Genomic DNA, 22,360 nt, shown 5'->3' with positions numbered 1-22,360 from the left:
ATCCATCTCTCAGCCGCTATATATGGATATTGGCAGTGTTGGCGAACAGGGGGTCGAGTGCTCGCTGGAGCTGCTTATTGGTGGAAAGAACGCACACTTATGTGGCTCGTGGCGTATCGCTTCTACATACTGAATAATGTCGGAACAATCTGGATCTTCACAGGGCCGGCAGGAGCGGACCGAACTCCCCATCGAACGCGGGTTCCCCATCGAGCGCGTCAACGAGATCGCCGAGAAGGAGGGCCGGGCGAAGATGTACTATCGCCCGATCTACACGATGCACAAGTGGTGGGCGCGACGTCTGGGCTGTGTCTTCCGCGCAATCTCGCTCTACACGCTGCTGGACGATCCGGAGAAGGTCTCGGTGTATGAGCCGGGCCACGAAGGCGGCACGCTTGCGGACTATGGCGACGATGCCGACGGCGAGTCCGATCTTGACATCGCCTCACTGCTCGAACGCGTGGACATGACTGATCCGGAGAGCCTCTGGGAGCTCTACCCAAAGGACGTTCGCGTTGAGGACAAGAAGATTCTCGACCCGTTCATGGGTGGCGGCACGTCGCTCGTGGAGGCTTCTCGCTTTGGCGCAGAGGTAGTCGGCAACGACCTGAACCCTGTCGCGTGGTTCGTCACGAAGAAGGAACTCGAAGCGGGCCAGACTGATGTCGAAGAGCTCGAAGAGGCCTTCGAGCAGGTGAAGGAAGACGTCGCCGACGAAATCACGCAGTACTACAAGACGCAATGCCCGAACGGCGATCACGACGCAGACGTGATGTACAACTTCTGGGTGAAGGAGTTGGACTGCGTCTCGTGTGGGCACACGGTTCCACTGTTCAAGGACTATCGCGTCGCTGCAGGGCGCTACGAGAACGACGACCAGTACAACGTTCTTTGCCCGGACTGTGGCTCGGTCACTCTAGTAGACGACTGGCAGTCAGAGAGTGTCTGTAACGACTGTGGACACGGGTTCGTTCCGAAGGAAGGGAACGTCTCGCGCGGTGGGAAGTACAACTGCCCTGACTGTGGCCAGAAGTACGCGATTACAGATGCGATTCAAGAGCAGGGCCCACCTGATTTGCGCCTCTATGCTCTGGAGTATTACTGCGAACATTGCGATAACGCAGGTGAAGACAAGAGCGCATACAAAGGGTACAAGCAGGCGGAAAGCTACGACATTGAGCTTTTTGAGGAAGCAAAGAATGAGTGGGAGGAGAGCGAAGAACTCTATGAATACGTTCCCGATGAGAAGATACCAGAGGGAGCGATAACTGCGGCTTCGTCTATCAGTGGTAATGACGTGTTCCAACACGGCTATGAGACTTGGCGAGATATGTTCACAGAACGCCAGCTATTGTCGCTTGCTAAGCTCCTACGCTCAATCGAATCTGTGGACGATCAGAATATCTCTGAATACCTTCTTTTAGCGGCTTCTGAATCTCTGCGATATACGAATAAGATGGTATCCTATAATACTACATATAATAAAATTGGGGACTTCTTCCGGAATAACTCTTTCACGCCACCGACCTATCCAGTTGAAAACAACGTCTGGGGTGCGAAGTGGGGGAGTGGAACGTTTAGTGCGATGTTTGACATGGTGAAGACAGGCGTTGAATATGCCAATTCACCCACCGAACGCTACGTAGAAGATGGTGAGTCTGTGGAGACGCCAGAGTTCTCACAATCTATTGGAGAATCTGCTGAAATCCACCAAGGAGATATGCGCCAACTCGACTACGAGAACGAGTTTGACGCGGTTATCACTGATCCTCCATACTACGATAACATCATTTACTCCGAGGTTGCCGACTACTTCTATGTCTGGCAGAAGGTACTTCTCGAAGACGTGTACCCTGAATTTACCCAAGATAAAACGCCACGCTCAGAGTCCATCGTAACGAACCCGTACCTAGAGAAGACGGCAGAGGACTTCGAATCCGAACTGGGACAGGCGTTCTCCGTCGTCAAGCGAGCGCTCAAGGACGATGGAACGCTCACGTTCACCTATCATCACAGCGACTCCGAATCCTGGGGGGAACTCCTCGAATCGCTGTGTAACGTCGGTTTCGAGGTGACTGCCACGTACCCGATCACCGCAGACATCAATAAATTCATAGAAGGTGAAGCGGTCTCCTTCGACATCGTCGTCGTTGCCCGCCCTATTGACGACACCGAACCCGCCTCGTGGAACTCCCTTCGCCGCGACATCTACCGCACGGCCCGGCGCACCCGCAAGCAACTCGAAGAAAACCGTGACCTCTCGCGCGGTGACATCGGTGTGATGGAGATGGGCGCATGTTTCCGTGAGTACTCCAAGCACCACGGAAAGGTACAGCGCGACGGAGAGATCATGAGCGCGAAGGAGGTCGTTCAGGAGATCTACGGCATCATCCAGGAGGCCAGCGACATCGGCGTCGAAGACGTGTTCATCGACCTGCTCGACACGTCAAACCCCTCCTTCGACGACGTCAACAAGCTCTGCCGTGGGACGAACGCTGCCCCGGAAGATCTCAAGGAGACGCACCTATACAACCAGGACGACGGCTTCGAACTCGGCACGTGGGACAACGAGAAGCGCCAGGCGTACATCCAGGAACGCGTCAACGGCGACGGCGGCGAACACCTCTCGAACCTCGATAAGCTCCAGTTCCTGCGGTATCGCTACGAGAAGGGACAGGCGGTCCAGAACTACGTCGAAAAGTGGGACGTCGATGATGACCTACGCGAACTCGCCGGTCGGCTCGCCGACGTGACCGGCGACGACACGTACACGCGCGTACTCGGGGATCGAGACATCACGAGCTACGGCGAATAGGAACCCCGAAGATGGACGCGAAGACAACTCCCGGTGGCGATTTTCGATAATCCATTTCGAGACCCTCACTGAGAGTGCCCCCGTTGCTTGCGGTAGCCCATCTCCCTACGGTCTGTCTAAGGTGAGTCGGCGATATGGTCGTGCTGTGAGTCTGCTGCCCCGACTCTCAATCCGAATATTGGCCGTATAGCCTCTATGGGATCGATATCACGGTGTTCCGGGGGCAGAGGTTTTTACCTACCTGGTTACTCCACCTATTCCGGAGTATGATAGCGATGAAACATCCCGACCCGATGATTCAAAATCTGGTTCGGTGGCTGTCTACCGAAACCATCCACCAACCACGAAGAGTTCGACCAGTGAGTTCCTATATAATGAGAGGTGGTGCTGGTGGCAGCAACGGAGCGTAGAGTCCTGATCGTAGAAGAGATAGAGGCATTCAGTACAATCTCGATCACATGGGAAGAACGACAGGAAATCCTACATGATATAGATGATAAGATTGAGTTCCAATCTCAGAGCGACGATATCTCTCAGGTGAGTCCGTGGTTGCAACACCTACGCAACACTCTCCATCGCCAAAGTTTGACAATCAACTTGGAGAGAAGAGAACATAGCCAACTGAAAGAGATCGCCAAACGGTGGATGAGGTCAGAGGAACTGATAGAACGATTAAAACGCGGAAGACCAGAGTGCCGTTGGTGTGACGGATCCGCCAGATATCAGATTCATCTCGATGAGTCAGATCCGGAGTTGATCTGTGGTGAATGTATGATGGTACTCACTACGCCACATGCCTACCGACTGTTGCAGGAGATTGATCCGACAGTTGCACCAGCAACAGAGATCATGATTAATGATTCCGCGGTGCTTCCTCCAAGAAGCAAGAAACAGACGTTCTTGTCGAGTTTTGCTGACTCAGATCCAGAGATACCGAAACCTGATGAATCCGACCAGCTGATGTGGACGACCTGATTTCTGACTGAATATTCTTAGAAGATCGCGTCGGCTTCACTTTCTGTCCAGTTCGTATCGTAGATTGAGAACACCTTAGACCTCTCTACGCCCCTATTGTATATTTATTCAATTACCTGTTGGGGGAAAAGTGTCTGGCCACTAGGGTTTCAACAGGGTTACTTGAGAGGATATCGCCTGTTACGCGGTTTTGAGGATGACGAGTGGCGTGCCGTATTCTATCGAGGTGTTTAGACTGCGTCCGAGATGCTCGGGGTATTCTTCGCGCATTAAACTGCATACTGCGGAGTACGTGACATCGTAGTAATCAGCGATAGCGTTGATTTCAGCGTTCGCACCAGTAATCACGACGATGTCTTCAGTCTCGTACGCGACATCGTACTTCTCACTGATCTCCTGGAGGTGTTCCGTATAGAATGAGTAGATGTCATCCCGGGTTTGCTGGTCGATGCGGTCAGATGTGCTCGCTGTTCCCATTACATGTCGTTATACCCTGCTGCCACGTATAAAGCTCAGCCCCCGGTATACCATCGGGCCGCTCTACGTTTAGACGGGGTAGAGTTGCGCTCCACTCAACCAGGTTTAGATGTGTGGGCTTAGAACGCGACGTGACATCGTCGCCAACTGATGGGGTACTGTGGAACCCGATGACCTAAGACTAGTCATGTCTGCTCAAAATTAGCAGGACTACACCGAGATAGTGCTTTCGTGGCATCTTCCAGGCCCCCACCCGCTGTTCTCACCTTTGGTATCGAATACCACAGCACGCAGATTTACTTCTCAACGCAGTTGTTTGAGCTTTAGACACCTATCTGAATATAGAAAAACCCGTTAGCAACTACTGGGAACTACGGTACCGTATCCATTTTTGTCCCTTCGGAGACGTTGTATGCGTAATGGCAGGTCCCGGACAGATACCCGGACGCTACAATCTCGTTATCGAAGGTGCGTATGAGACCTTCGAGCATCAGATTCCTGTGGAAGAGTTTGTACAGCGGCTCCAAGAAGACGATGTTCCAGATAGTGTGAGTGTTGTTGGTCTCGCAGATGCCTTGGCGGATGAGGATCTGGCGAATGAGTTGGCCCGCGAGATGGACCAACGCGCAAACGATTTAGAGTACCAGAGTCCGACAGTACAGTTTGTCGTCGAAGGTTCGTTCCATCGTAGTGGGAAAACGTACGACCTTCGGTACGAGGGTGAACTTCACTCTCTCCAGCAGGTTTTCGGCCCTCAACTTGAACGGAAAGAAGATGGCAAGTGGCTCGTCGCACCGTTCTGACCAAAACCTGAACCAAGGAACCAGTAGACTCTCTGAAGAAACTGCCCGGCTGACGGAATCAGTAGTCCACGATTTGTGCTGGCGTTAGTGTGATTGAGTCGATCTTCTCTCTGGCAAGCTCCTGTTTGAGACCATTCTCACTGGTCAGTCGAAGCTTCGCTTTCGGGCCCGTATTAACTGCTTCAACGGAGGCTGCATAGTTCGTTTCTTTCTCACCATCCACCCAGAATTCGACTTGAAGCTCTCCTCCTTCGACGTCGCCGCTCCACTGACGATCAACGTAGTTCTGCCAGCAGTCTTCGCAAACCTCGTCCATCTCTGTCTGAAGATCACCAGTAAAGGACGTAGGCTCGAACGAGATTTCATAGTGGAGAGGTCTCCCCCGACAGAGACGACGAGCACCGATTAGTACCCCATCACCATCCCGGCGAACTCTAACCAAGCAACTTCGAATACCTGCGGTATCATCGTCACCAAGACATACATACGATTTGCCGAGCTGGTCACGGCAGCGTTCGCACGTTATCGACTCCTCTGTAACATCCTCTTGGAGTTCGAAGTGCTCTCCTTCAATGGGAATTCTCCCTTCGTCACAGAGACTATCCCAGCCGAATCCTTCGCTCGGAGGCAGATTATTGTCGTAGAAGACGTGTGTCGTTCCTTCGTTGGTCGTCCACTGGTACGGTGTTTGGTACATACTATCTCTATAAGAGCTTCAATGGGCCCTCCTTCTCAACGTCTCCCCCTCCGCCTAGGAAGTAGAGGTCGATCCACTCTTGTCCCTGTTCACGACAGAACACCGGTACGCATGTCGTCGTATGCTCGTAGCGCTGTTCACATCGTGTTTCGATCTGCTCTCGTGTCCAGTCGCCATCTTGCTCTAAGTCGTACCGGTTTCGGACCTCCCAGGAGTGTTCGTCGGCGGCAGCCTTGAGAACACGCAAGGAGAAGTCCCGAGCATCCTTGAACGTGAACGGACCGCTCATCGACTTCGCGTTGCTAAGATCCGTCTCTTCGACGCCATCGAGGCAGAGTCGGTTCTCCGCAACGGCGCGGAAGGCTTCGAGTTCCGCGGATTTGCGGACGAGTACGTCGTGCAGATAGTCGTGGACGACGTCGCCGTATCCGCCCAACGTGAACTCTTGCTCGGGCGAAACGATTTGCAGTTCGGCACCTGTTTGGGTGACTCGCCGTCGCTTCGGTTCGAGGAGTGGGCACAGGAACGCGAGTCGATCGGAGTGAAGCAGATACGCGTAACTGAAGAGCCGTGATCTGGACGGGGATTCCTTCACCGGATCGTGACCCTCTGCATAGTATTTCGAGTCCAGTACAGCCAGTGTCTCGTCACCTTCCTGCAGGGCGTGGTCCGGTTCGTGGTATATCTGCCCTTCACCCTCGAATGGGTTCACCGATGGTGACCGAACGGGAGTCACGTCGTCGAGGTCTCCGAGGTGGTCGTAGGACTTGATGTACGAGAGTTCGCGCTCGATGACGACCTGCGAGTACTGCTCGAACAGCGACTCCATATTCAGGACGTAGTCCACGACCAGCTCTCGTGGGCCGTCACGGAGTTGCTGGCCGAGCGACGACGACATCACTGCCTTGGCGACATCGAACGCCTTCTGGTAGTACCGTCGCTGCTTCGGAAGGTCGCTGAGCGAGAGGCGTCGATACTCGTCCATCCGGTCCAACCCGCTGCTGACACCCATACTCTCCAGGCGCTCCACCTCGCGGTGTACTTCCGAGAAGATTCGATCGTATGCAGGGTGGTCGTTTTCGTGGGTGTTCTGTCGGAAGAGTCGAAGGAGCGTCTTTCCAGCAAAGTGGAGCAGCGAGTTTGCGGCGTTGTCGTACTCAGTTTCGTTGCGGATCCAGTGTGGCTCCAACGTCCCGCGCCCGTGGTTCAACAGCGTTTGTTCGACGTCGATCTCCCCACGCCCATCGAGACTATCGAGCCGACGAATCACCAGGTCACGGATGTAGCCTTGCCGGTGAATAGTCTCCAAGCCATCCAAGTAGTTGATCGCCAGCACTACGAACACGTCGTCAAGATGGATGTCGTCGGAGAGGAAATCCTGCAGCGGGATTCCGTGATACTCGATAGACCGGTTCTGGTCGTAGACGGCCAGGAGCATGTCGAAGATGTGTTCCCAGTCGATCTTCGGATCGACCTGCACCTTCGACGACGGCGTGAGACTCACGACGCCGATGATGTCCGTCGCCTCCACGTGGAGTACCTCGTTTTCGTCGCCGTCTACGGTGACCGTTACGACCTCGTACTCCTGCTCGCCGTCGAGTGCCGCCTGGCTCTTCGTGAAGACGCCGGGGCTCTCTTGTGTGAAGGACGCGCGACGAAGCTGGTCCCCGATGGACGACGGACAGCCCTCTATCCGGATCTCCCCGCGCTCGGGGACGTTGAAGGTGTCCTGCCCGTACTCGTAAACTTCGTCAACCGTACTCATTACTCGTAGGAGCCCATCTGACGTCGTTCCTGTTCGAGTTCCCGTTCGGCGAGCTCAGCAGCAGGGGCGAGATCGAACTCCTCGAACTCGCCGTTCATCGCGCGGTAGTGTTCCGCGATCCGCTCGATCTGTGGGAACGCAGCGGCGTTCAGGAGTCGCGGAACGATATACGTCCGGAATGCCTGTCCGACCGCGTCTGTCTGGTCGTACTCGTACTCTCCACCCTCCCGACAGCCGACACCGAGGAAGACGGCGACGTCGCGGTAGTGCATCGGACCGAACCGCATGATCGACCCCTGCGACGTCGATTCGTGGCCGTGATTGATCCCCTGGTAGTCCCGCTCGAACAGCCGGAGAATCTCGCTTTCTCCGAGATCTGTGTGGTCGGTGACGTGCGTGGTGATCCAGTCTTTGAACAGCTGTCGGCGCTTGTCCTCCTCGTACTCGTCCAACTCGATCATGGCGAACCGGCGGGTGATGGCGTTATCGAGTTCGTTCACTGTCCGGTCGGACATGTTCATCGTACAGATGATGTTCACCCGCTCGTCCAACTCAATAGTCTCACCTTCGTCGGTCTCAAAGATGGTTTGGTGTGGGTTCTCGATTGCAGTGTACAGCGGACCAAAGATCTTCGAGATGTCCGCTCGCGTAATCTCATCGAGGATGACGCCGTATTCGACGTCGAACCGGCGAGCACGCTGAACAGCTTCAGACACGCAGCCGAGTTTCGTCCGGTAGCTTAGCGAGTCGCCGGTGTAATCCGGGCTAATTCCACCGATGATGTCCGACGGCGTCCACGAGGGAGTGGCAGTGTTGAGGGTGTATCCGATTCCGGTTTCACGAGCGAGTTGCTTAGCAAACGTCGTCTTCCCTGTCCCGGTCGGCCCATACAGGACGACTGGCTTGCCCGCTTCCAGCGCGACCTTCGCGTTCCGCTCAACGTCGTTCGGAACAAGTATCTCTTTAGGCGTTTCGTCACCGCGGAGACTCACGACACGCTTGAGTCGATCTGACGCCAATGGAGACTCAAGTACGGCACGTCGGACCTGGCCCAACCCACGCTCGCCGTCGTGGATCACGTCGAGTTTTTCGTCCTCAATCAGGAACTCCAGTACCTCCTCGTTCTCCGCATTCTGGATTGCTTCGACGACGTCGTCGGTTACGCGGCGAAGAATTCCGACTTCGTCTTGCGCATCCTCAAGCGTATAGTCGTCCGACGAATCGCTCATTACCAGATACAGGTAGTTCTGAGTATATAAAATCCCGTTCAAGAGCCAAGCAGATTCCTATTGGCCCGCAGGGGCCAATATTCATCTAACCGTTCTTACTGACGCTGAGATATTGCTCTCTCCTGTCCATTATACCGGGCCTCGTTGATGGGGCAATATCCAGTTCGTCCTCCACTTCACGGTAGGTCGATCCAGTCTCAACCATACGGATTGCTTCGAGAGTAGTGACGAGTGACTGGCCGCACGCCACTACGGCAGGGAGTGGGTCACGGCCCCACCACGGACCGGGAACCGCTCACTCTCTCTTCGGGAACAGCCGCCCCATACGGGCGGCAGTTTGTCGACGCGCTCCTACTGTCTTCAAAGGTGGCATATTCAGTTGCTTGGCGGGTTGATAGGCGCAGCGCACGCTACATACCACGACGGCCAGTCTTGGATTTGGGAGACTGACGTGTCTCGGCACACCAAGCTGGAATGCTTTCTCCGTCGTACTCACCAAGGTAGCTGCGGTACAGTGTCTGTTACGGACAGACTCGATTGTTCTTTTGCGCTCGCAAATACCGAGACAGGTAGGTTCGACCGGGCGGATCGACGTACGTACACAGGTACGTACGCGATCACGTACATCATCACGTACGCGCGTCCTTACGTACGTGCGTGTGTCAGCCACGGATATCGGACTGACGGGCGGACGGGCACATCATCGACCATATTAGAGAGAGATGGGCCAGAGTAAGCTTGTTGACGGACCGATCTTGTGTTATGTTGTCTACGATCATGGCCCTTTGTCTCCACGTAGAAGTGGATCCAGGCCTGAGTCGTCGTCATCGAGATCTGAGTCGCTAGCCTGTCAGAACACCCCGATTGCCCCACCCATTGACCGTACGAATTCCAGGATTCTGTCCGCGGCGCTACGAGCACTTGGATCTGCCCGGGATATCGGCGATAAACGCTGTTGGTCTACTTGTGGGTAGGTCGATGACCCCGATAAGAGAGGTAACACGGCTTGCGAGGAGACGATCCGGTCAGCCTTCGTCAGCGTTGTCTTCTTTGTCGCTCGCGTCGTCGCCAGTCGTCGTCCTATTCAAGCGGTTCTAACAGTTTCTCCCCGGCTTCGACCTTCGCCCGTTCGATCGTCCACAAGTCGTTGTCGAACTCAATCTCGTAGTTCTTCTCCGCGCGCTTCAGGATCGACTGGATCGAGGACTCCGGGATTCCGAAGTACTCTGCTGTCGTCGTCTTCGGACGGCCTTTCTTGAGCTCGCGGATGAAGTTCTGCACCTTCGCGTACTCAGCTGGATCCTGGTACAGGAATCCGTCTTCATCAACGTCGTACCCTGCAGGCGGTCGTCCAACGCGCTTTCCATCCCTACGCGCTTTGTCGATGCCCTGCTGCACGCGATCAGCAATCATCCGTCGTTCCGCGTCTGCGAACACGATCATGAGGTTGAGTAGAAGGTCTCCCATCCAGTCGTCGTTATCGACTGTGCTGATGGGTTGCTCTGTGCAGTGCAGGTCGATGTCCTTCTCGCGGAGTTCCTCAACGAAACTGGCGAGCTCACTGAACGATCGGCCGAGTCGATCGATTTCTGTGGTGACGACGACGTCGTACTGGTCGATGGTCTCCCGGAGCTGGTTGTACTGCTCGCGGGACATGCTCGCACCGGACTCGATGTCCACGTGCCACGCGACTTCACTGGTGTTGTAGTGTTGGAGGATCGATTCGCGCTGCCGGTCGTCGTCCTGGTCGTCTGTGCTGACACGGACATAACCGGCGACATTCTGGGGTGATTCCTGCATACCTACCTTAGTCGGTATGCCCTTATCAAAGAAGTAGGATTCCTTGACGGTGCGGGAAACATTAGTTTTCCTTCTCGCGGGCGGAGCGGCAGTCGTCACATACAGATGGTCGTCCGCCTGTCTCACGGTTACGCCCACACTCTGCACACCAGTAATCCTGGTTCAGGCCCTCGACGTCCTTATCCGTGACATTGACCCATCTGTCACGACTGGCTGGTGACAGTTGGAATATGAGTAGTGTAGTCACGCCTACCGCTGCGAGACGTCCAAGAACCAGGGCCCGACTGACCTCCCCGGGCGCACCAGTGACCATAATGATGATCCCGGCCAGGGCCAGTACTGACACGGTGAATTTGAGATCGGCTTCGGTGACAGTGGATCTTATCGCCTCTCACCGGTCGTGTCACGCCAGCGCTGCCTGTCCTGGTGCTCCCGCCAGATTGCGAGCGCGGCAAGAGCCAACGCGACTACACCAACCACGATTGCGTCCGTCTGACCGGCGTGATCCCCGGCGGCGACACTCAACAACCCGCCACCGCCCCACAACACTGTCCACTGCCGGAGGGAAGATCGATACTCGTCTGCTGGGTCCTGCATATTCGAATCCAGGGGTTACACCTATAGAGAGAGGTAACACTGTTCGCGGGGACGGGGTGTGTCCGGAACTCAAGTGTTACCCGTCCAGGCGTTCTCGATGCCGTTCAATCGCTTCTTCCATTTCCTCCGGGGCTTCAAAATCATCGAGATTCTCCATGATCGCGCGGGTCTCCTCTTGGGATGGGGCGCGAAGGTGTGGTAGTTCGTTTGTACGGTACATCCGCGAACCATCGTCTGACTCAAGCATCATCTTCGTGTTCCACTCTATGATGGTGACGTGGTCCGTGTCTTGAGTCTCTGTAATCGCTGAGACTGCACGTTCGATCGCTGTGAGTAGCATCATGTCTCTCAGTAAGGTTATTACACAGACAAGAGGGGTAACACTGATCCTGACCGTGAATACCGCGGATACCAAATGAAAACCGGCGTCTGTGGCGGCGAAAACGTGTGCGGTAGCACCTCCATCGTCACGCAGGTACGTAGACGCGTACGTCATTGAGTGGCTGTGGTCGTGCTCGTGTACACCGATATGTACGTGCTCACGTCCGTGCTCGTGTACGTACTTACGTCCGTCCCTGTGTACGTCTGTCCGTCCGTCAGTATGTACGGACCGCCGGCGGTACGGCGGTCCGGGTGAGCCCCGGCCCACCACGACCGGGACTCTCACTCTCTCTTGCCGGGAACATGCCGCCCGGCTGCGTTCGGGCGGCATTCAGTTTACGTGTTTCACCCACTTCATCGATCGGGATCTCACCCGCGCTCCGGTCGCTTGATCGCGCTCGCGCATGCCTTCCCCGAAGGCTTTGACCTCGAATCGTACGCAATCGAGCCGGTGTCCGGCGTCGATCCACTGGAACCCGGAGCAGAGATACCGGTCGGTAATCGCACGCTGGAGACGGTACCGATACCGGGTCACTCATCGGGTCCGTTGGCGATTCTCGACCGGAGTGCGGGGATCTGCCACGGTGCTGACGTGCTCGAACCGGCGGGAAATCTTCGCTCACTTCGAGGATTCGATGTCGTGGATGCGCTCGATATCGCTGCTGGGGAGGATCTTGTGGTGTTCATCGACCCGGAAGCCGGGTACGGGTGGCGACGGTAGGGGAGTTCTTCGGATAACACCACGATCGTTGACAGAGCCGGTAGGGTCGCGGTCGGGATTCGTGTTACGGGGGTGATTATGCAACAGTACTGCAGAATCTGTGCATCCACGGAAAACACAACCTTCAGTGCACGTAACACTAGAATCGAGAATCCTTGCAACAGGCGCACGGTGAATCAGGGCTGTACAACTCCTTGCAACGACTGTATTTACAGTATTTCGGCTCTGTTGAAACCCTTAGAACATGATAAGAATGGGACCGTCTGCGTTCAGTGCAGATAATTAATTTATCACTCCCTTCTTAGCCGTGAGGGTGAGATGCGAGCGGTCTGCTCTTCTAAGGAAGAAACCACTGATCATTCTACCAGCAATTAAGCAGTAATCTGTAATATTTTTATATTGAGTGGTAGGATACACCTTTCAACTTTTCAACCTACAGAATAAAGGTTGAATGTCGTGGGATACGAAACAACTCACCGCATCCGCGATGACGAGTCCCCTGTAGAAGTCATTGTGGCCACCATCGCTGCCGCTGAAAACCGGGATCCAGCGAGTTTGCCCCCAATTTATGATGTTGTAGCCGCCGATGCGCTCAACCAACTCTTCACCGATGAGCAAAGGGATGTGGAGGTATCGTTCACGTACTACGGATACCGCGTAACTGTATCGTCCACCGAAGTCGTGTTGAAGTCCGTCGAATGATGTGTATCCGCCTCGACTTAAGCATCCTCAACTGAAACTGATAGGAATCTCCGCATTCAGTTTGCACGTGTGATGTGTAGTAAATTCACGCGAATAGATCTATAAAGGAGAGGGTTTCAACAGAGCCAGTATTTCCAGTGTCACGCAGCCAAAACACGCCTATTAACGTCCTTGCAACGACACAACCACTGCAGGAACAGTATCGCGCAGAAAGTGTGCATCTGCGAAAAACACGCTATTCAAACCGCGCAACACTATAATCGAGAATCCTTGCAACAACGGCCCGCGGTCAGGAACAGTGTCACGGGGGAGGTGTCACGGGGGAGGGGTTAGTACACTCTGCCTGCAGGCGTCCTCACGACACTGTCACGGAACCACTGCACTGACACGTCCCACTTTCCAGTGTCGTGATCCTCGAACGTCTGCAACCGCGACTGCCCCGGGTGCCTGATGGCTTCCGCGCGACCGTCGTCGTCGCCGTGCATACCCTTCTGCTGATTGACAACCGCCCAATCTGGTTCGTGCTGCGCTCGAACAACTCGCTGGTCGGCTGTGTCGCCTGTGAGCGTCGCCTGTTCCGCGCGACTCGGGCGCGCGGATGTTTCACCCAAGTACCGCGTCGCCCGTGACTCGCCCACTATGTCCTCTAACAACAACTGCTGACCTTCGACGTCCGCGCCAACGACTTCGTCGTCACCAGCCTTCTCGATGACGTACAGCCACAGGTCCATCGAGGTCATCCACTCCGACCCGCTGGGCGCACGTTCGATGAGGCTCTTGTCATTCAGGTAATACTTCATCTCCATTGACAAGCCCGACTCCCCCCACCGCCAGGTCACGGTCGGGGGTGCGAGGTGCCGGCGGATCTCTTCCCAGTGAGCCGCGAGTTTGCCTTCCGTCCTGCTCTTGAAGTCTCTCGCGCGGTTCGACTGCCACGTCGCCGTCGTCGTCGTTGAATCAGTTGTTGACAATCTCGTTCACCCCGTGTACTCCATTTCCTCGAACAGCCCAATCGCTAACGCATAGTTCGCCTTCGACAACCGCCCGTCTTCGTTGTAGTCCACGCCCTGAACCTCCAACACACCCCGGAGCGCCTGCGTTGGCGGGTTCTCACCCTCCAATGCAGCGCTGGCGTGCTTGTCCCGCGCCGCCAAGCATACTCGAAACGCATCGATCGGGTCGCCCATCACGTCAGACGCATTTCCACACTGCCGGATGTCTTCGATGACTGCAATGAGTTGCAGGGCACCGCCACCGTCGTCGTGAGCCCAGCACTTCCACCCGTCATCGGCGTCCACGCCGAAGTTCGTAGACTCCGAATCCGGGGTGCTGGTGCCACCGTGGGTTGGGTGCGGGCCCTGCCCGTTCCGACCATGCCTGCTGAACGGGCCCGTGTCAGCGATAACCTCCGGATTGAGCCCGTAGTACGCCGACTTCGACCCGCCACCGGTGTTACCGTGGTCCACGTCCGTCCGTTCGTCAAACGCCTGTTGAGCCTGCTCACCGTCAGTGATCGTGTCTTCTTCATCCAACAGTTCGTCGGCAAGCGCGTCGATCGTCTCCTGCCGCTCCGTAACAGTGTGACGGGGAGTAGCATCGATATGCATCCACGTCGTCCCCATCACACGACCGTTCGCGGGGTACCCGTAGATCTCGATGTGACCGACTTCCCCGCCCGGGAGCGACTGACTCAGGTCTTTCAGGACCTTCTTCCCATCAACCCGCGCCGGCATTTCACCGAGCGCAAAGCAGTGAACGCCCGTCAACGACGTGCTTAGTTCAGCGTAGCAATCAAGCCGCTGAATGATGCCCCACACTTCCCGTGTCATCACCGCCGTCCCGTCGCCCTGCAGTTCGACGACGTCGTCGAAGTCGAAGAACATCAACCCCGGCTCCGGGCTGAAGTCCGCGTGCGGAACAATCGCCATCGGGTACAGTTCACGGGGTTCCTCCGGAACCTCGTTCCCGTGTTCGTCTTCCACGGTTCCCCACCGCCAACTGTCAGCGACGTGTCCGTTGATATTCCCGTCAAGGGCGTCCATCACGTCCTCGAACGTCCCTCCGGCGCGGTTATCCCAGGCCACATTCGGTCGCCCCCACTGTACTTTCCCAGCGTAGCCGCCGTTGTGCGGGGCGCGCGGCTGCTTCTCCGCCATGTCCCACACGAACCAGTTCCGGGCGTCTTGCCCGAACTCTACCAGTTCGTACGGCACCGCTCGCGGCGCATCGTGCACTGACTCAGGGACATCCAGTGTGACGTACTCTTTGCCCACCTCAACGACTTCAACCGCACTCTCCGCGCGTTCCAGTTCGCGGAACATTTCACGCATCGGCACCACCCCCGTCCGAACGGGCAGCTTCAACGCGCGCCTTCAGGTCCGATACGTTCACGTCTCCACTGACTGCCCGGGACACGCGTCCTGCAACTGACACCGCGCTCTCACCGTCGTACTGAGCCGCGTACAGCTCCACGGGGTCAACCGGCTCGTCAGTGCTCCCGACCGTGTCAGTGCCGGAGTCCGTGCCGGTGTCATCCGTGGTGGCGCGTTCGGCAGCTGCCGCTGCCACGGGCGCGATGTCTCGCGGGAGGTGCGGCTGCATCCACGAGAACCCTCCGCGCATGATGTGCAACCGTTCGCTCGACCGTGTGAGACCGACATACCACGTCCGGGCTTCATTCTCCCGTGTCTCCCGTGACCGTTCCATCTCGGTGGCGATCGTGGATGTGATCCCGTCGTAAATCACGACGTCCGTCGCTTCACTGCCTTTGCTGGCGTGAATGGTGAGCACACGGACGTTCTTCAACGCATCCGCCGGCACGGGGTCGTCGTACCTGACGGTGGCGTTCTGCAGCGCTTTCAGGTCTTCATCCTCGAATTCACCGGCCTTCGTGAGTCGTTTCACCGATGCCGACCCGTCCGTGTACTTCCGCCAGAACGCCGGGGTGACAAGGCCATCAAGGTCGTCTGCAGTCACTGTTCGGTCCGTGTCGTCGTCACGGAGCGACTCAATCCTCTGGTCAACCTCGTCCGACGTCAAGTCAAGCGTCCCGCCGTGCGCGTGCTGAAGGATCGCTGCCGTCCCGTCAGTCGTGAGCCGGAGCTCTGCAGCTGCATCACCGTACTTCTGCAGACCGTACTGGCTACTGTCCTGCCCGTACGACCCGGGCACGACAGCCAGCTTCAGGACCGCGTTCAGCGTGTTGAGACGGTGTTCTGTCCATCCACCGACGTCATCCACGTCCTGTGTCTCGTGCACAATACCGTCACGGTCAAGGGCGACACTGATGCCCTGCGCTTGTTTCTGCGTCCTCGCCAGCAACAGTATGTCACTGTCGTCGCTCCCGGCGATGTACTCGTCTACTAACGCGCCTGGCGACCCGGGCTGATTTGCCGACGGGGCGGTCCACCCAGCACCCTGCGCGTACCCGAACTCCGGCGACTCGTACTCGTGAATCTCCCCACGGCCGTGACGGTCGATCGGGGGGGCTTCGAACTCTTTCTGCAGCATCCGCGTCGCAGCCTGCCAGTGTTCTTCCGGCACCCGCCACGACTTATCGAGGAGCACCTCCGGCAGGTGGTCCATCCGATCCGTGAAGAACCGGGGGTCCGCGCCAGCGTAGGCGTTAACAACCTGTAACGGGTCGCCCGCCACGATTGCCGTGTTGGCCGCGTCAACCCACCGTTCGGCGACTCGTGCGAGCGCTGGGTACGCGTCGTGGTACTCGTCCACGACAACCACCTCAGTCGGTGGCAGCGGACCGGTAACGGCGGCATCGAGGAGCTCTGCGAACTCAACCAAGTCCTGCCGGTCCTTGAACTCCTCCCACCGGTCATGCAGGGTGCCGACGTCCACCCCGGGCCACTCCTCACGGAGGTCTTCGTACGCCGGGATATCGAACAGGTCACTTTCGTCGTGAACGTCTAACAGATTGTTCGCAGCGTACTCGAACACGTCGAACAACAGTTGTCCGCGCGTTGTCTCCCACGGCTGCGGGGCCCAGTACTGGACGTTGAGCACTTCACCGCAAAAGTACGACTGCTCGAAAGCCGTAACAGCTGGCCCGAGCCCACGGCCGCTGTTCTGCTTGTAGTCGGCTTTATCGCGGGACAGTAGGCCAGTGACACGGTTTGCAACTGCGTGCGCTGTCGTCCACATCTCCGGATCAGCGTCCTCATGGAGGATTCCCCACGACTGGAGCCGTTCCGTGATTTCCCCCGCGAGCGACCGGCGGTACGTCACGATTGTAATATCGCCGGGATCGACATCGTGGGTCTCGATGAGCACTGCGAGCCGCAGGCACACCTGCGTGGTCTTCCCCACGCCAGGCGGGCCGTTGAGGCGGACACTGTCGGTGACCGGGTGTGTCCCCGCGCCTTTGACGTGTGCGTCTTTGAGCTCGTCCGGCAGGCCGTCACGGACCGCTTCAGGGGGCGTCGCGTCCTCGTAGTCCGTCGCTGCATCGTAATTGGTTGCTTCTCGGGGCATCACGCATCACCCTCCGTTTCGGGGCCGTATGACCCGATTTTCCCGGGACCACTATCCTCGCCGTCGGCGCTGTCACTATCCGCGTCGGACTGCGCGTCCGCGTCGTTTACAACTTCACCGCTACCGTCACTGTCGGTGTTGTTGCTGGTCGTGTCTGCATCTGACCCGTCGTCGCTGCCGTCATCATCGTCGTTGTCACCGGACGTGTTCGCATCACCGGCACCGTTGTCGTCGTCGCTGTCACCGGGCGCATCGGGCATCCGGTCGATGGGGTCATCGGCTTCATCCTTGTAGTTACCCACCTGATCGAAGTGGTCCCCATCGAGGTACCAGAACGTCTGCCAGTTCCCGTGCACTGTCGTTGACTGCGACACTGTCTTCCCCGCAGTTGACGGGCCCGACAGGCCACGCGCTGCAATCTCTGACTGCAGCGCGCGGTCCGTGATTTCATGCGTGTTCGTGATCGATGCGATCGCCTCCCGCGGCACGACTACCTCGTTGTGCCCCGGTGGTTCCGTATCGACGTACACGCCACCGTTCTCAACTGCGTCCTGCCGGTTCCCGTACGCGACCGTGTTCGACACGTAGTCTTCTAAGCTCTGCAGCGCTGCCGTCCGCGGCCCGGGTTCGCGCTCAACGACTTCCCCAACGTTCTCGATGATGCTCCCCATCAGGTTATCCCAGGCTTCCTGTTCGTCATCGTCATCAACGCTCTTGTCCGGGTACTCGCCTTCGCGGGAGCTCGTGTACGTCTTCCACAACTTTCGGCGGTTGAACAGCACTGACTGCGTGACGGTGAGATTCGGGCCGGCGTCGAATTCCAGCACGTACTCTGTCTCTTCCGTGCTCGACCTGTCCGTGTTCACCTTCTTCGTCACAGCAACCAGGTGGTTGCTGATGATCTGGTGGAACCAGACGTCTTCACCGTCTGCGAGCTTTTGCTTCTTCTCCAACTCGTCAATCTTGTCCAACCAGTGCTTCCGTACGTTCTTCCGCGCAACACCGCTCTTCGAATCCGACAGCTGGTTCAGGTAGGCTTTCGCCATCGCGTGAATACTGTCGGTGCTGTCGTCACTGGCTTCAACTTCTAACTCGGCGAAGTCCTCTGCAGCATCGAGACACAACTTCATCGCGGTCCCTGCGTTATCCGCGTCTTGCACGTCTTCCAGGTATGTTTCGAATGCTGCGTTGAGCCGGGCAGTTGGTGTGTCCGTGTCCGGCATGCTGACGTCGTCCGGTTGGCTCTCCGTTGCCACTACTCTTCACCCCAGTTAGCGGTGACAGGATGGGTCGTCGCGGGCTGTACGTCGTCGCGTTCGTCCGTTGTAGGACGATTTTTAAGGTTTCGTGTATTATGTCGCATTGGTACTCGCGGATCGCATCGATTGATTGGCGATCGATTCGACTCGCATCCGCACATGATCGAGGTCAGGTGAACTCCGCGGTACCAGGCGGGAGGGTGGTCCCCTCCCGCTGTCCTTTCATCCGATCACTGGTTAGGTGACCGTCCAGCCCCGCGCTTCACCACTTATCACCTGTTAATGACCTGGTATATATAAGTGTTTGGGGGGCAAAGATAAAGATAGGAATGATGACCCAACATCCATCCCTTCTCGATACCGACCAGGAACTGCTCGAACTCCTCAGTGAGGAAAGCCGGCAAACCCCAAACATGCTCCTCAATTCCGTCGAAAGCACAGAATCGAAACAATACGTCCAGAACCGGCTCAAACATCTCCGCGACAACGATCTGGTGGAACGAGCTGACCGGGGTATCTACGAACTCACCACTCTTGGTGAACGCGCGGCTGATAACCTCGACATGTACCGGGAAGATCGAGGTGGGTTCTGGCGCTTGCTGCAGGGGTGAGGTGGACTGCATCAATTGCTGACAACGACTTACAACCTTCTGTCACGCTTAAACCTGGTAGAGTGCCGACCCCCTGGGGGTTCACTGGGGGAGACAGTGTCGTTAACAGATCGTCAGAGACCCGCTGTTCCTCCGCGCGCGATTATGTTGTGGTTCATTTTGCTGAGCCACTCTCCCCAAAGTATCAACTATCTGACTACCAATACACATCAACTATAACAATTGGTGCTAAATTATATGATAGTTTGGGCGCATGGTCCCAGCGAAATGACCACCAACAATAGTAGTGAACCCGGACGGGTGCCGATAGGGCGCGAGCGAAAGGGGCGAGGTGTGCTCGTCTGTTGGTGAGCGTCTCCGCGTCAGTATCGATGGTCGTGGTGTTTCTGCTGTTGCGTGCGCGCGCTGTCAGGGTCGTTAAGGGTCGTGACACTGCCGCGGGCAGCGCACGTGTTACGCGTCGTGTGAGCGGTTGCTGCGGCGTCGTGTTACTGTCGGGTGAGCCGGTGGCGGCGTGTGAGCGGTTGGTCGTTGACAGTGTCGCTGGTGTCGTGTCGATTGTGACTATCGTCGCCCCCCCTGCACCCCCAGGTGTTGTGCGTGACACTGACCGTAACCGCGGGTCGTGACACTCTACGAAGCCCAGCGGCGCATGAGTGCCCATCAACAACGCCCCATCGCGCGGAGGGTAAATCCCTCTATACCACACCCACACCTTCGGACGAAAAAACAGTGTCATTTACTGATTTCGACCCCCAGTTACGACAGCAAAGCACTCGAAAAACTTTTTAATCGGCTTAGAAGCCCCGGCTTGAAAAACGCCGATATTACACCCTGGCACCCCCGGATTTCACCCCTGTCTGACCCCCTCCGATTTGGTGTAATTGATTCGTGTTATGGGATATGCCCTGAGCGGTGTTTTTCGCGTGTTTCGCGGCGCGTTACACTGTCATTTTCGTTCTTCACATGTTGGAATCCCCTGTCATTTATGGTTCTGGACGTGTTATGTTCTAGTAAGATGCCACAGGAATACAAACCAGCATCGACCAGCATCTACGTCACAGGCACCAGTGAGACTGAGCGAGCGGAGCATCTCAAAGCCTCCCTGGTCCACGCGTCGAACCGATCCGGTGAAACCTGGCTCCGCCAACTCGACATCAATCAAGCTGTGAGCAGTGCGATGAACTCAATGGAAACCTCACAGCCCGGCGAAGTCACAACACTACGTGAGCAGGGGCTCGAAGACAAACTCAATAAGCTACGCATCTACCACGATCGCGCCGGGACCGATGCAGGGTTGCAGTCACTGGTGATTGAAACTGAACGCGATGACCACGTCCGTCACGTCATCGCTCACGACGTTGACTCCCTCGTTGACAGTTCCGCCGGTGTCGATCATGTGAACGCGCTCGTAACAGATGGTGGTGCGACTCTACATATCGGAACGCAAAAGATTGCACTGCTCGCTGGGCAGCGGATTGAGGGCGCGCGGAAGCGTGTTGTGACGGCGTTGGCTGACTCGTTGCAGCCCCGTGCGGCTGAGGGAGAGAATACGTATCAGCACACTGGCGGTCGTCCTCCGCTGGGCTTCAAAGCTGAGGGTGGGCGTCTCGTCCCCTCCGACCGCTACGATGAGGTGTGTACGGTACTGCAGCAGGTCAGAGATTCGAAGACGTCGAAGCGTGAGGCTGCTTCGATGTTGGGGTGCGTTCGCGCGACGGTTGGGAACGCGTTGGATCGCCCGTCGATGTATAATCTTCGTTGAGCGGGTCTGGGGTGCCTGCCCCTCAACCCGCGGGTTACAGCCAGTCGATGCGTTCTCTCCGCTGCCGCATTTTCGACCGCGAATCACGGTGATCGTATCTCTCCTCAATGATATCCGTACCGACGTTCATACGGTCGCTGACGACGTCTGCAGCGACATCTGACGCGAGATAATCAGTGATCGCCCCGTGGCGGATCGAGTGAGGAGCAGTGCTGGACGGGCACTTACTCGCAGTCATATTGTTCATCGCCTCGCACTCGCCCGGATCACGGTCATGCGGGCAGTCACCGGCGTTAAACGTGCACGGCCGGGTAACACGGTACACGTTGAGGCGGATCGTATTCTTCGTGATCCTCCCGAATTCCGTGGTCAGCAGCGGGTCTCTGCGGTGGTCGTCCTGCACGTCGTGACGGTGGTGTTCGATGTGGTCATCGATGATTCTGCAAGTACGCGTGCTGATTGCGACTGCCCGCTCCCCTTTTCGTTTGTTCTTCAACGGAGTATCCGTCTCTGGGTTGTGCCGGAGCTCCAAGTATTCATCGCGCGGGTGGTAGTGTTGCAGGTCGATTGACCGAGCCGCACCCATACGCATTCCAGTTTCCCAGAGAATCCGGAAGAGAACGTGTTGTAGGGACGCGTACTGGTACTTATCGAGGTACTGCAGGATTTGCTCGGCTTTCTGCCGGGGGACCGTGTCGGTGCCTTTCGCGCCCGGGTCAGCGAGAGAGGGGGAGTTGACCGTTTCATCGAGGCCGTCGATGCACCCGTTGATGCTGATGCAGAACCGTAAGAAGACACGGAGTGTGTCCATTTGGGATTTGAGTGTTACGTCACTCACCGTCTGTTTACGCCAGATCTTGAAGCGTTGAACATCGCGGCCGGTGACGTCGTTCAGGTTGTCGATGTCTTCTTTATCGCACCATTCGGTGAATCGTTTCAGCCGGTATCCGTGTGACTGCAGGGTTGCGTCTGAGAGTTCGCGTTCTCGGTCTTGTTTGTACAGTTCGACTGCGTCGCGTGGTGTGAGGGGTTCAAGCCCGTTGTCGGGAGAGTTTCGTGCCATTGTTCTGGGGCACGGGCGGGTTGGCGGGCCGGGATTGGCTTGACTGCACCCTGCCGGTGAAGTCCGCGTGAGACCCGTCGGCCTTGGACGGTGGAAGCCCGCCCGGAACGGCCCGGAGGGCCGCATGCCCGGCAGGACCCGCGAAATCGTTTGGAACGCTCGATCCGTAACCGCGTTCTCGTGAGCGAAGCGAACGAGAGTACGCGAGGCGA

General features: G+C 56.9%; 18 protein-coding genes. 7 read left to right on the top strand and 11 right to left on the bottom strand.

What is annotated here, in order from left to right:
- Positions 1-136 precede the first annotated feature (136 nt).
- Together DVR07_RS12875 and DVR07_RS21655 are read left to right on the top strand one after the other, a co-directional pair.
- Positions 137-2,815, top strand: coding sequence for a DUF1156 domain-containing protein (locus tag DVR07_RS12875; protein WP_115797686.1), 2,679 nt, complete (start codon positions 137-139; stop codon positions 2,813-2,815).
- A gap of 390 nt (positions 2,816-3,205) precedes the next feature.
- On the top strand, positions 3,206-3,790 hold the full coding sequence (locus DVR07_RS21655; protein ID WP_162829554.1) for a hypothetical protein: 585 nt from the start codon (positions 3,206-3,208) through the stop codon (positions 3,788-3,790).
- Positions 3,791-3,970: 180 nt separating this feature from the next.
- Here the strand turns inward: DVR07_RS21655 and DVR07_RS12870 are convergent, their stop codons facing one another.
- The gene (locus DVR07_RS12870) at positions 3,971-4,267 is read right to left on the bottom strand and encodes a hypothetical protein (RefSeq protein ID WP_115797685.1); all 297 of its coding nucleotides are present in this window, start codon (positions 4,265-4,267) and stop codon (positions 3,971-3,973) included.
- Between the two features lie 419 nt (positions 4,268-4,686).
- Here DVR07_RS12870 and DVR07_RS12865 point away from each other — a divergent pair, with 419 nt between their 5' ends.
- Positions 4,687-5,070: a hypothetical protein gene (locus tag DVR07_RS12865; protein ID WP_115797684.1), complete on the top strand. Its 384-nt coding sequence runs from the start codon at positions 4,687-4,689 to the stop codon at positions 5,068-5,070.
- Positions 5,071-5,128: 58 nt separating this feature from the next.
- On the opposite strand, the gene DVR07_RS21650 is transcribed toward DVR07_RS12865, so the two are convergent.
- The 5 genes from DVR07_RS21650 to DVR07_RS12845 form a co-directional block, all read right to left on the bottom strand.
- Positions 5,129-5,767 (bottom strand): hypothetical protein, encoded by a 639-nt coding sequence (locus DVR07_RS21650; RefSeq protein WP_162829553.1) that lies wholly within the window; start codon positions 5,765-5,767, stop codon positions 5,129-5,131.
- A 7-nt stretch (positions 5,768-5,774) separates the two neighbouring features.
- Positions 5,775-7,532: a 5-methylcytosine restriction system specificity protein McrC gene (locus tag DVR07_RS12860; protein WP_115797683.1), complete on the bottom strand. Its 1,758-nt coding sequence runs from the start codon at positions 7,530-7,532 to the stop codon at positions 5,775-5,777.
- On the bottom strand, positions 7,532-8,761 hold the full coding sequence (locus tag DVR07_RS12855) for an AAA family ATPase (RefSeq protein WP_115797682.1): 1,230 nt from the start codon (positions 8,759-8,761) through the stop codon (positions 7,532-7,534). The genes DVR07_RS12860 and DVR07_RS12855 overlap by 1 nt, the downstream gene beginning before the upstream one ends.
- 1,080 nt (positions 8,762-9,841) lie before the next feature.
- Positions 9,842-10,561, bottom strand: coding sequence for a recombinase family protein (locus DVR07_RS12850; protein WP_115797681.1), 720 nt, complete (start codon positions 10,559-10,561; stop codon positions 9,842-9,844).
- 673 nt (positions 10,562-11,234) lie between these two features.
- A complete protein-coding gene (locus DVR07_RS12845) occupies positions 11,235-11,501 on the bottom strand; it encodes a hypothetical protein (protein ID WP_115797680.1) in 267 nt (88 codons plus the stop codon).
- A 426-nt stretch (positions 11,502-11,927) separates the two neighbouring features.
- On the opposite strand from DVR07_RS12845, the gene DVR07_RS21645 reads away from it, so the two are divergent.
- Together DVR07_RS21645 and DVR07_RS21640 are read left to right on the top strand one after the other, a co-directional pair.
- A complete protein-coding gene (locus tag DVR07_RS21645; RefSeq protein WP_162829552.1) occupies positions 11,928-12,260 on the top strand; it encodes a hypothetical protein in 333 nt (110 codons plus the stop codon).
- Positions 12,261-12,716: 456 nt separating this feature from the next.
- A complete protein-coding gene (locus DVR07_RS21640) occupies positions 12,717-12,962 on the top strand; it encodes a HalOD1 output domain-containing protein (RefSeq protein ID WP_162829551.1) in 246 nt (81 codons plus the stop codon).
- 329 nt (positions 12,963-13,291) lie between these two features.
- Here the strand turns inward: DVR07_RS21640 and DVR07_RS12840 are convergent, their stop codons facing one another.
- From DVR07_RS12840 to DVR07_RS12825, 4 genes are read right to left on the bottom strand one after another with little or no spacing between them, the layout of a single operon-like run.
- Positions 13,292-13,933, bottom strand: a complete 642-nt coding sequence (locus DVR07_RS12840) for a hypothetical protein (protein ID WP_162829550.1) — start codon at positions 13,931-13,933, stop codon at positions 13,292-13,294.
- A gap of 6 nt (positions 13,934-13,939) precedes the next feature.
- Positions 13,940-15,283, bottom strand: coding sequence for a hypothetical protein (locus tag DVR07_RS12835; RefSeq protein WP_115797678.1), 1,344 nt, complete (start codon positions 15,281-15,283; stop codon positions 13,940-13,942).
- Between the two features lies 1 nt (position 15,284).
- Complete coding sequence (locus DVR07_RS12830; protein ID WP_115797677.1) at positions 15,285-17,450, bottom strand: UvrD-helicase domain-containing protein; 2,166 nt, start codon at positions 17,448-17,450, stop codon at positions 15,285-15,287.
- Positions 17,450-18,706: a hypothetical protein gene (locus DVR07_RS12825; protein ID WP_115797676.1), complete on the bottom strand. Its 1,257-nt coding sequence runs from the start codon at positions 18,704-18,706 to the stop codon at positions 17,450-17,452. The genes DVR07_RS12830 and DVR07_RS12825 overlap by 1 nt, the downstream gene beginning before the upstream one ends.
- A gap of 332 nt (positions 18,707-19,038) precedes the next feature.
- On the opposite strand from DVR07_RS12825, the gene DVR07_RS21635 reads away from it, so the two are divergent.
- Positions 19,039-19,320 carry a hypothetical protein gene (locus DVR07_RS21635; RefSeq protein ID WP_162829549.1) on the top strand — a complete coding sequence of 94 codons (282 nt, stop codon included), beginning with the start codon at positions 19,039-19,041 and terminating at the stop codon, positions 19,318-19,320.
- Between the two features lie 1,018 nt (positions 19,321-20,338).
- Positions 20,339-21,085 carry a hypothetical protein gene (locus DVR07_RS21630; protein ID WP_162829548.1) on the top strand — a complete coding sequence of 249 codons (747 nt, stop codon included), beginning with the start codon at positions 20,339-20,341 and terminating at the stop codon, positions 21,083-21,085.
- Between the two features lie 34 nt (positions 21,086-21,119).
- Here DVR07_RS21630 and DVR07_RS12815 read toward each other — a convergent pair whose 3' ends face one another.
- Complete coding sequence (locus DVR07_RS12815; RefSeq protein ID WP_115797674.1) at positions 21,120-22,148, bottom strand: tyrosine-type recombinase/integrase; 1,029 nt, start codon at positions 22,146-22,148, stop codon at positions 21,120-21,122.
- Positions 22,149-22,360: the final 212 nt, after the last annotated feature.

Origin of the sequence: Halorussus rarus, from assembly GCF_003369835.1 — an archaeon.
Taxonomy (GTDB): Archaea; Halobacteriota; Halobacteria; order Halobacteriales; family Haladaptataceae; genus Halorussus; species Halorussus rarus.
The sequence above is the reverse complement of the archived record's forward strand: the minus strand, read 5'-3'. Positions and strand labels throughout refer to the sequence as shown.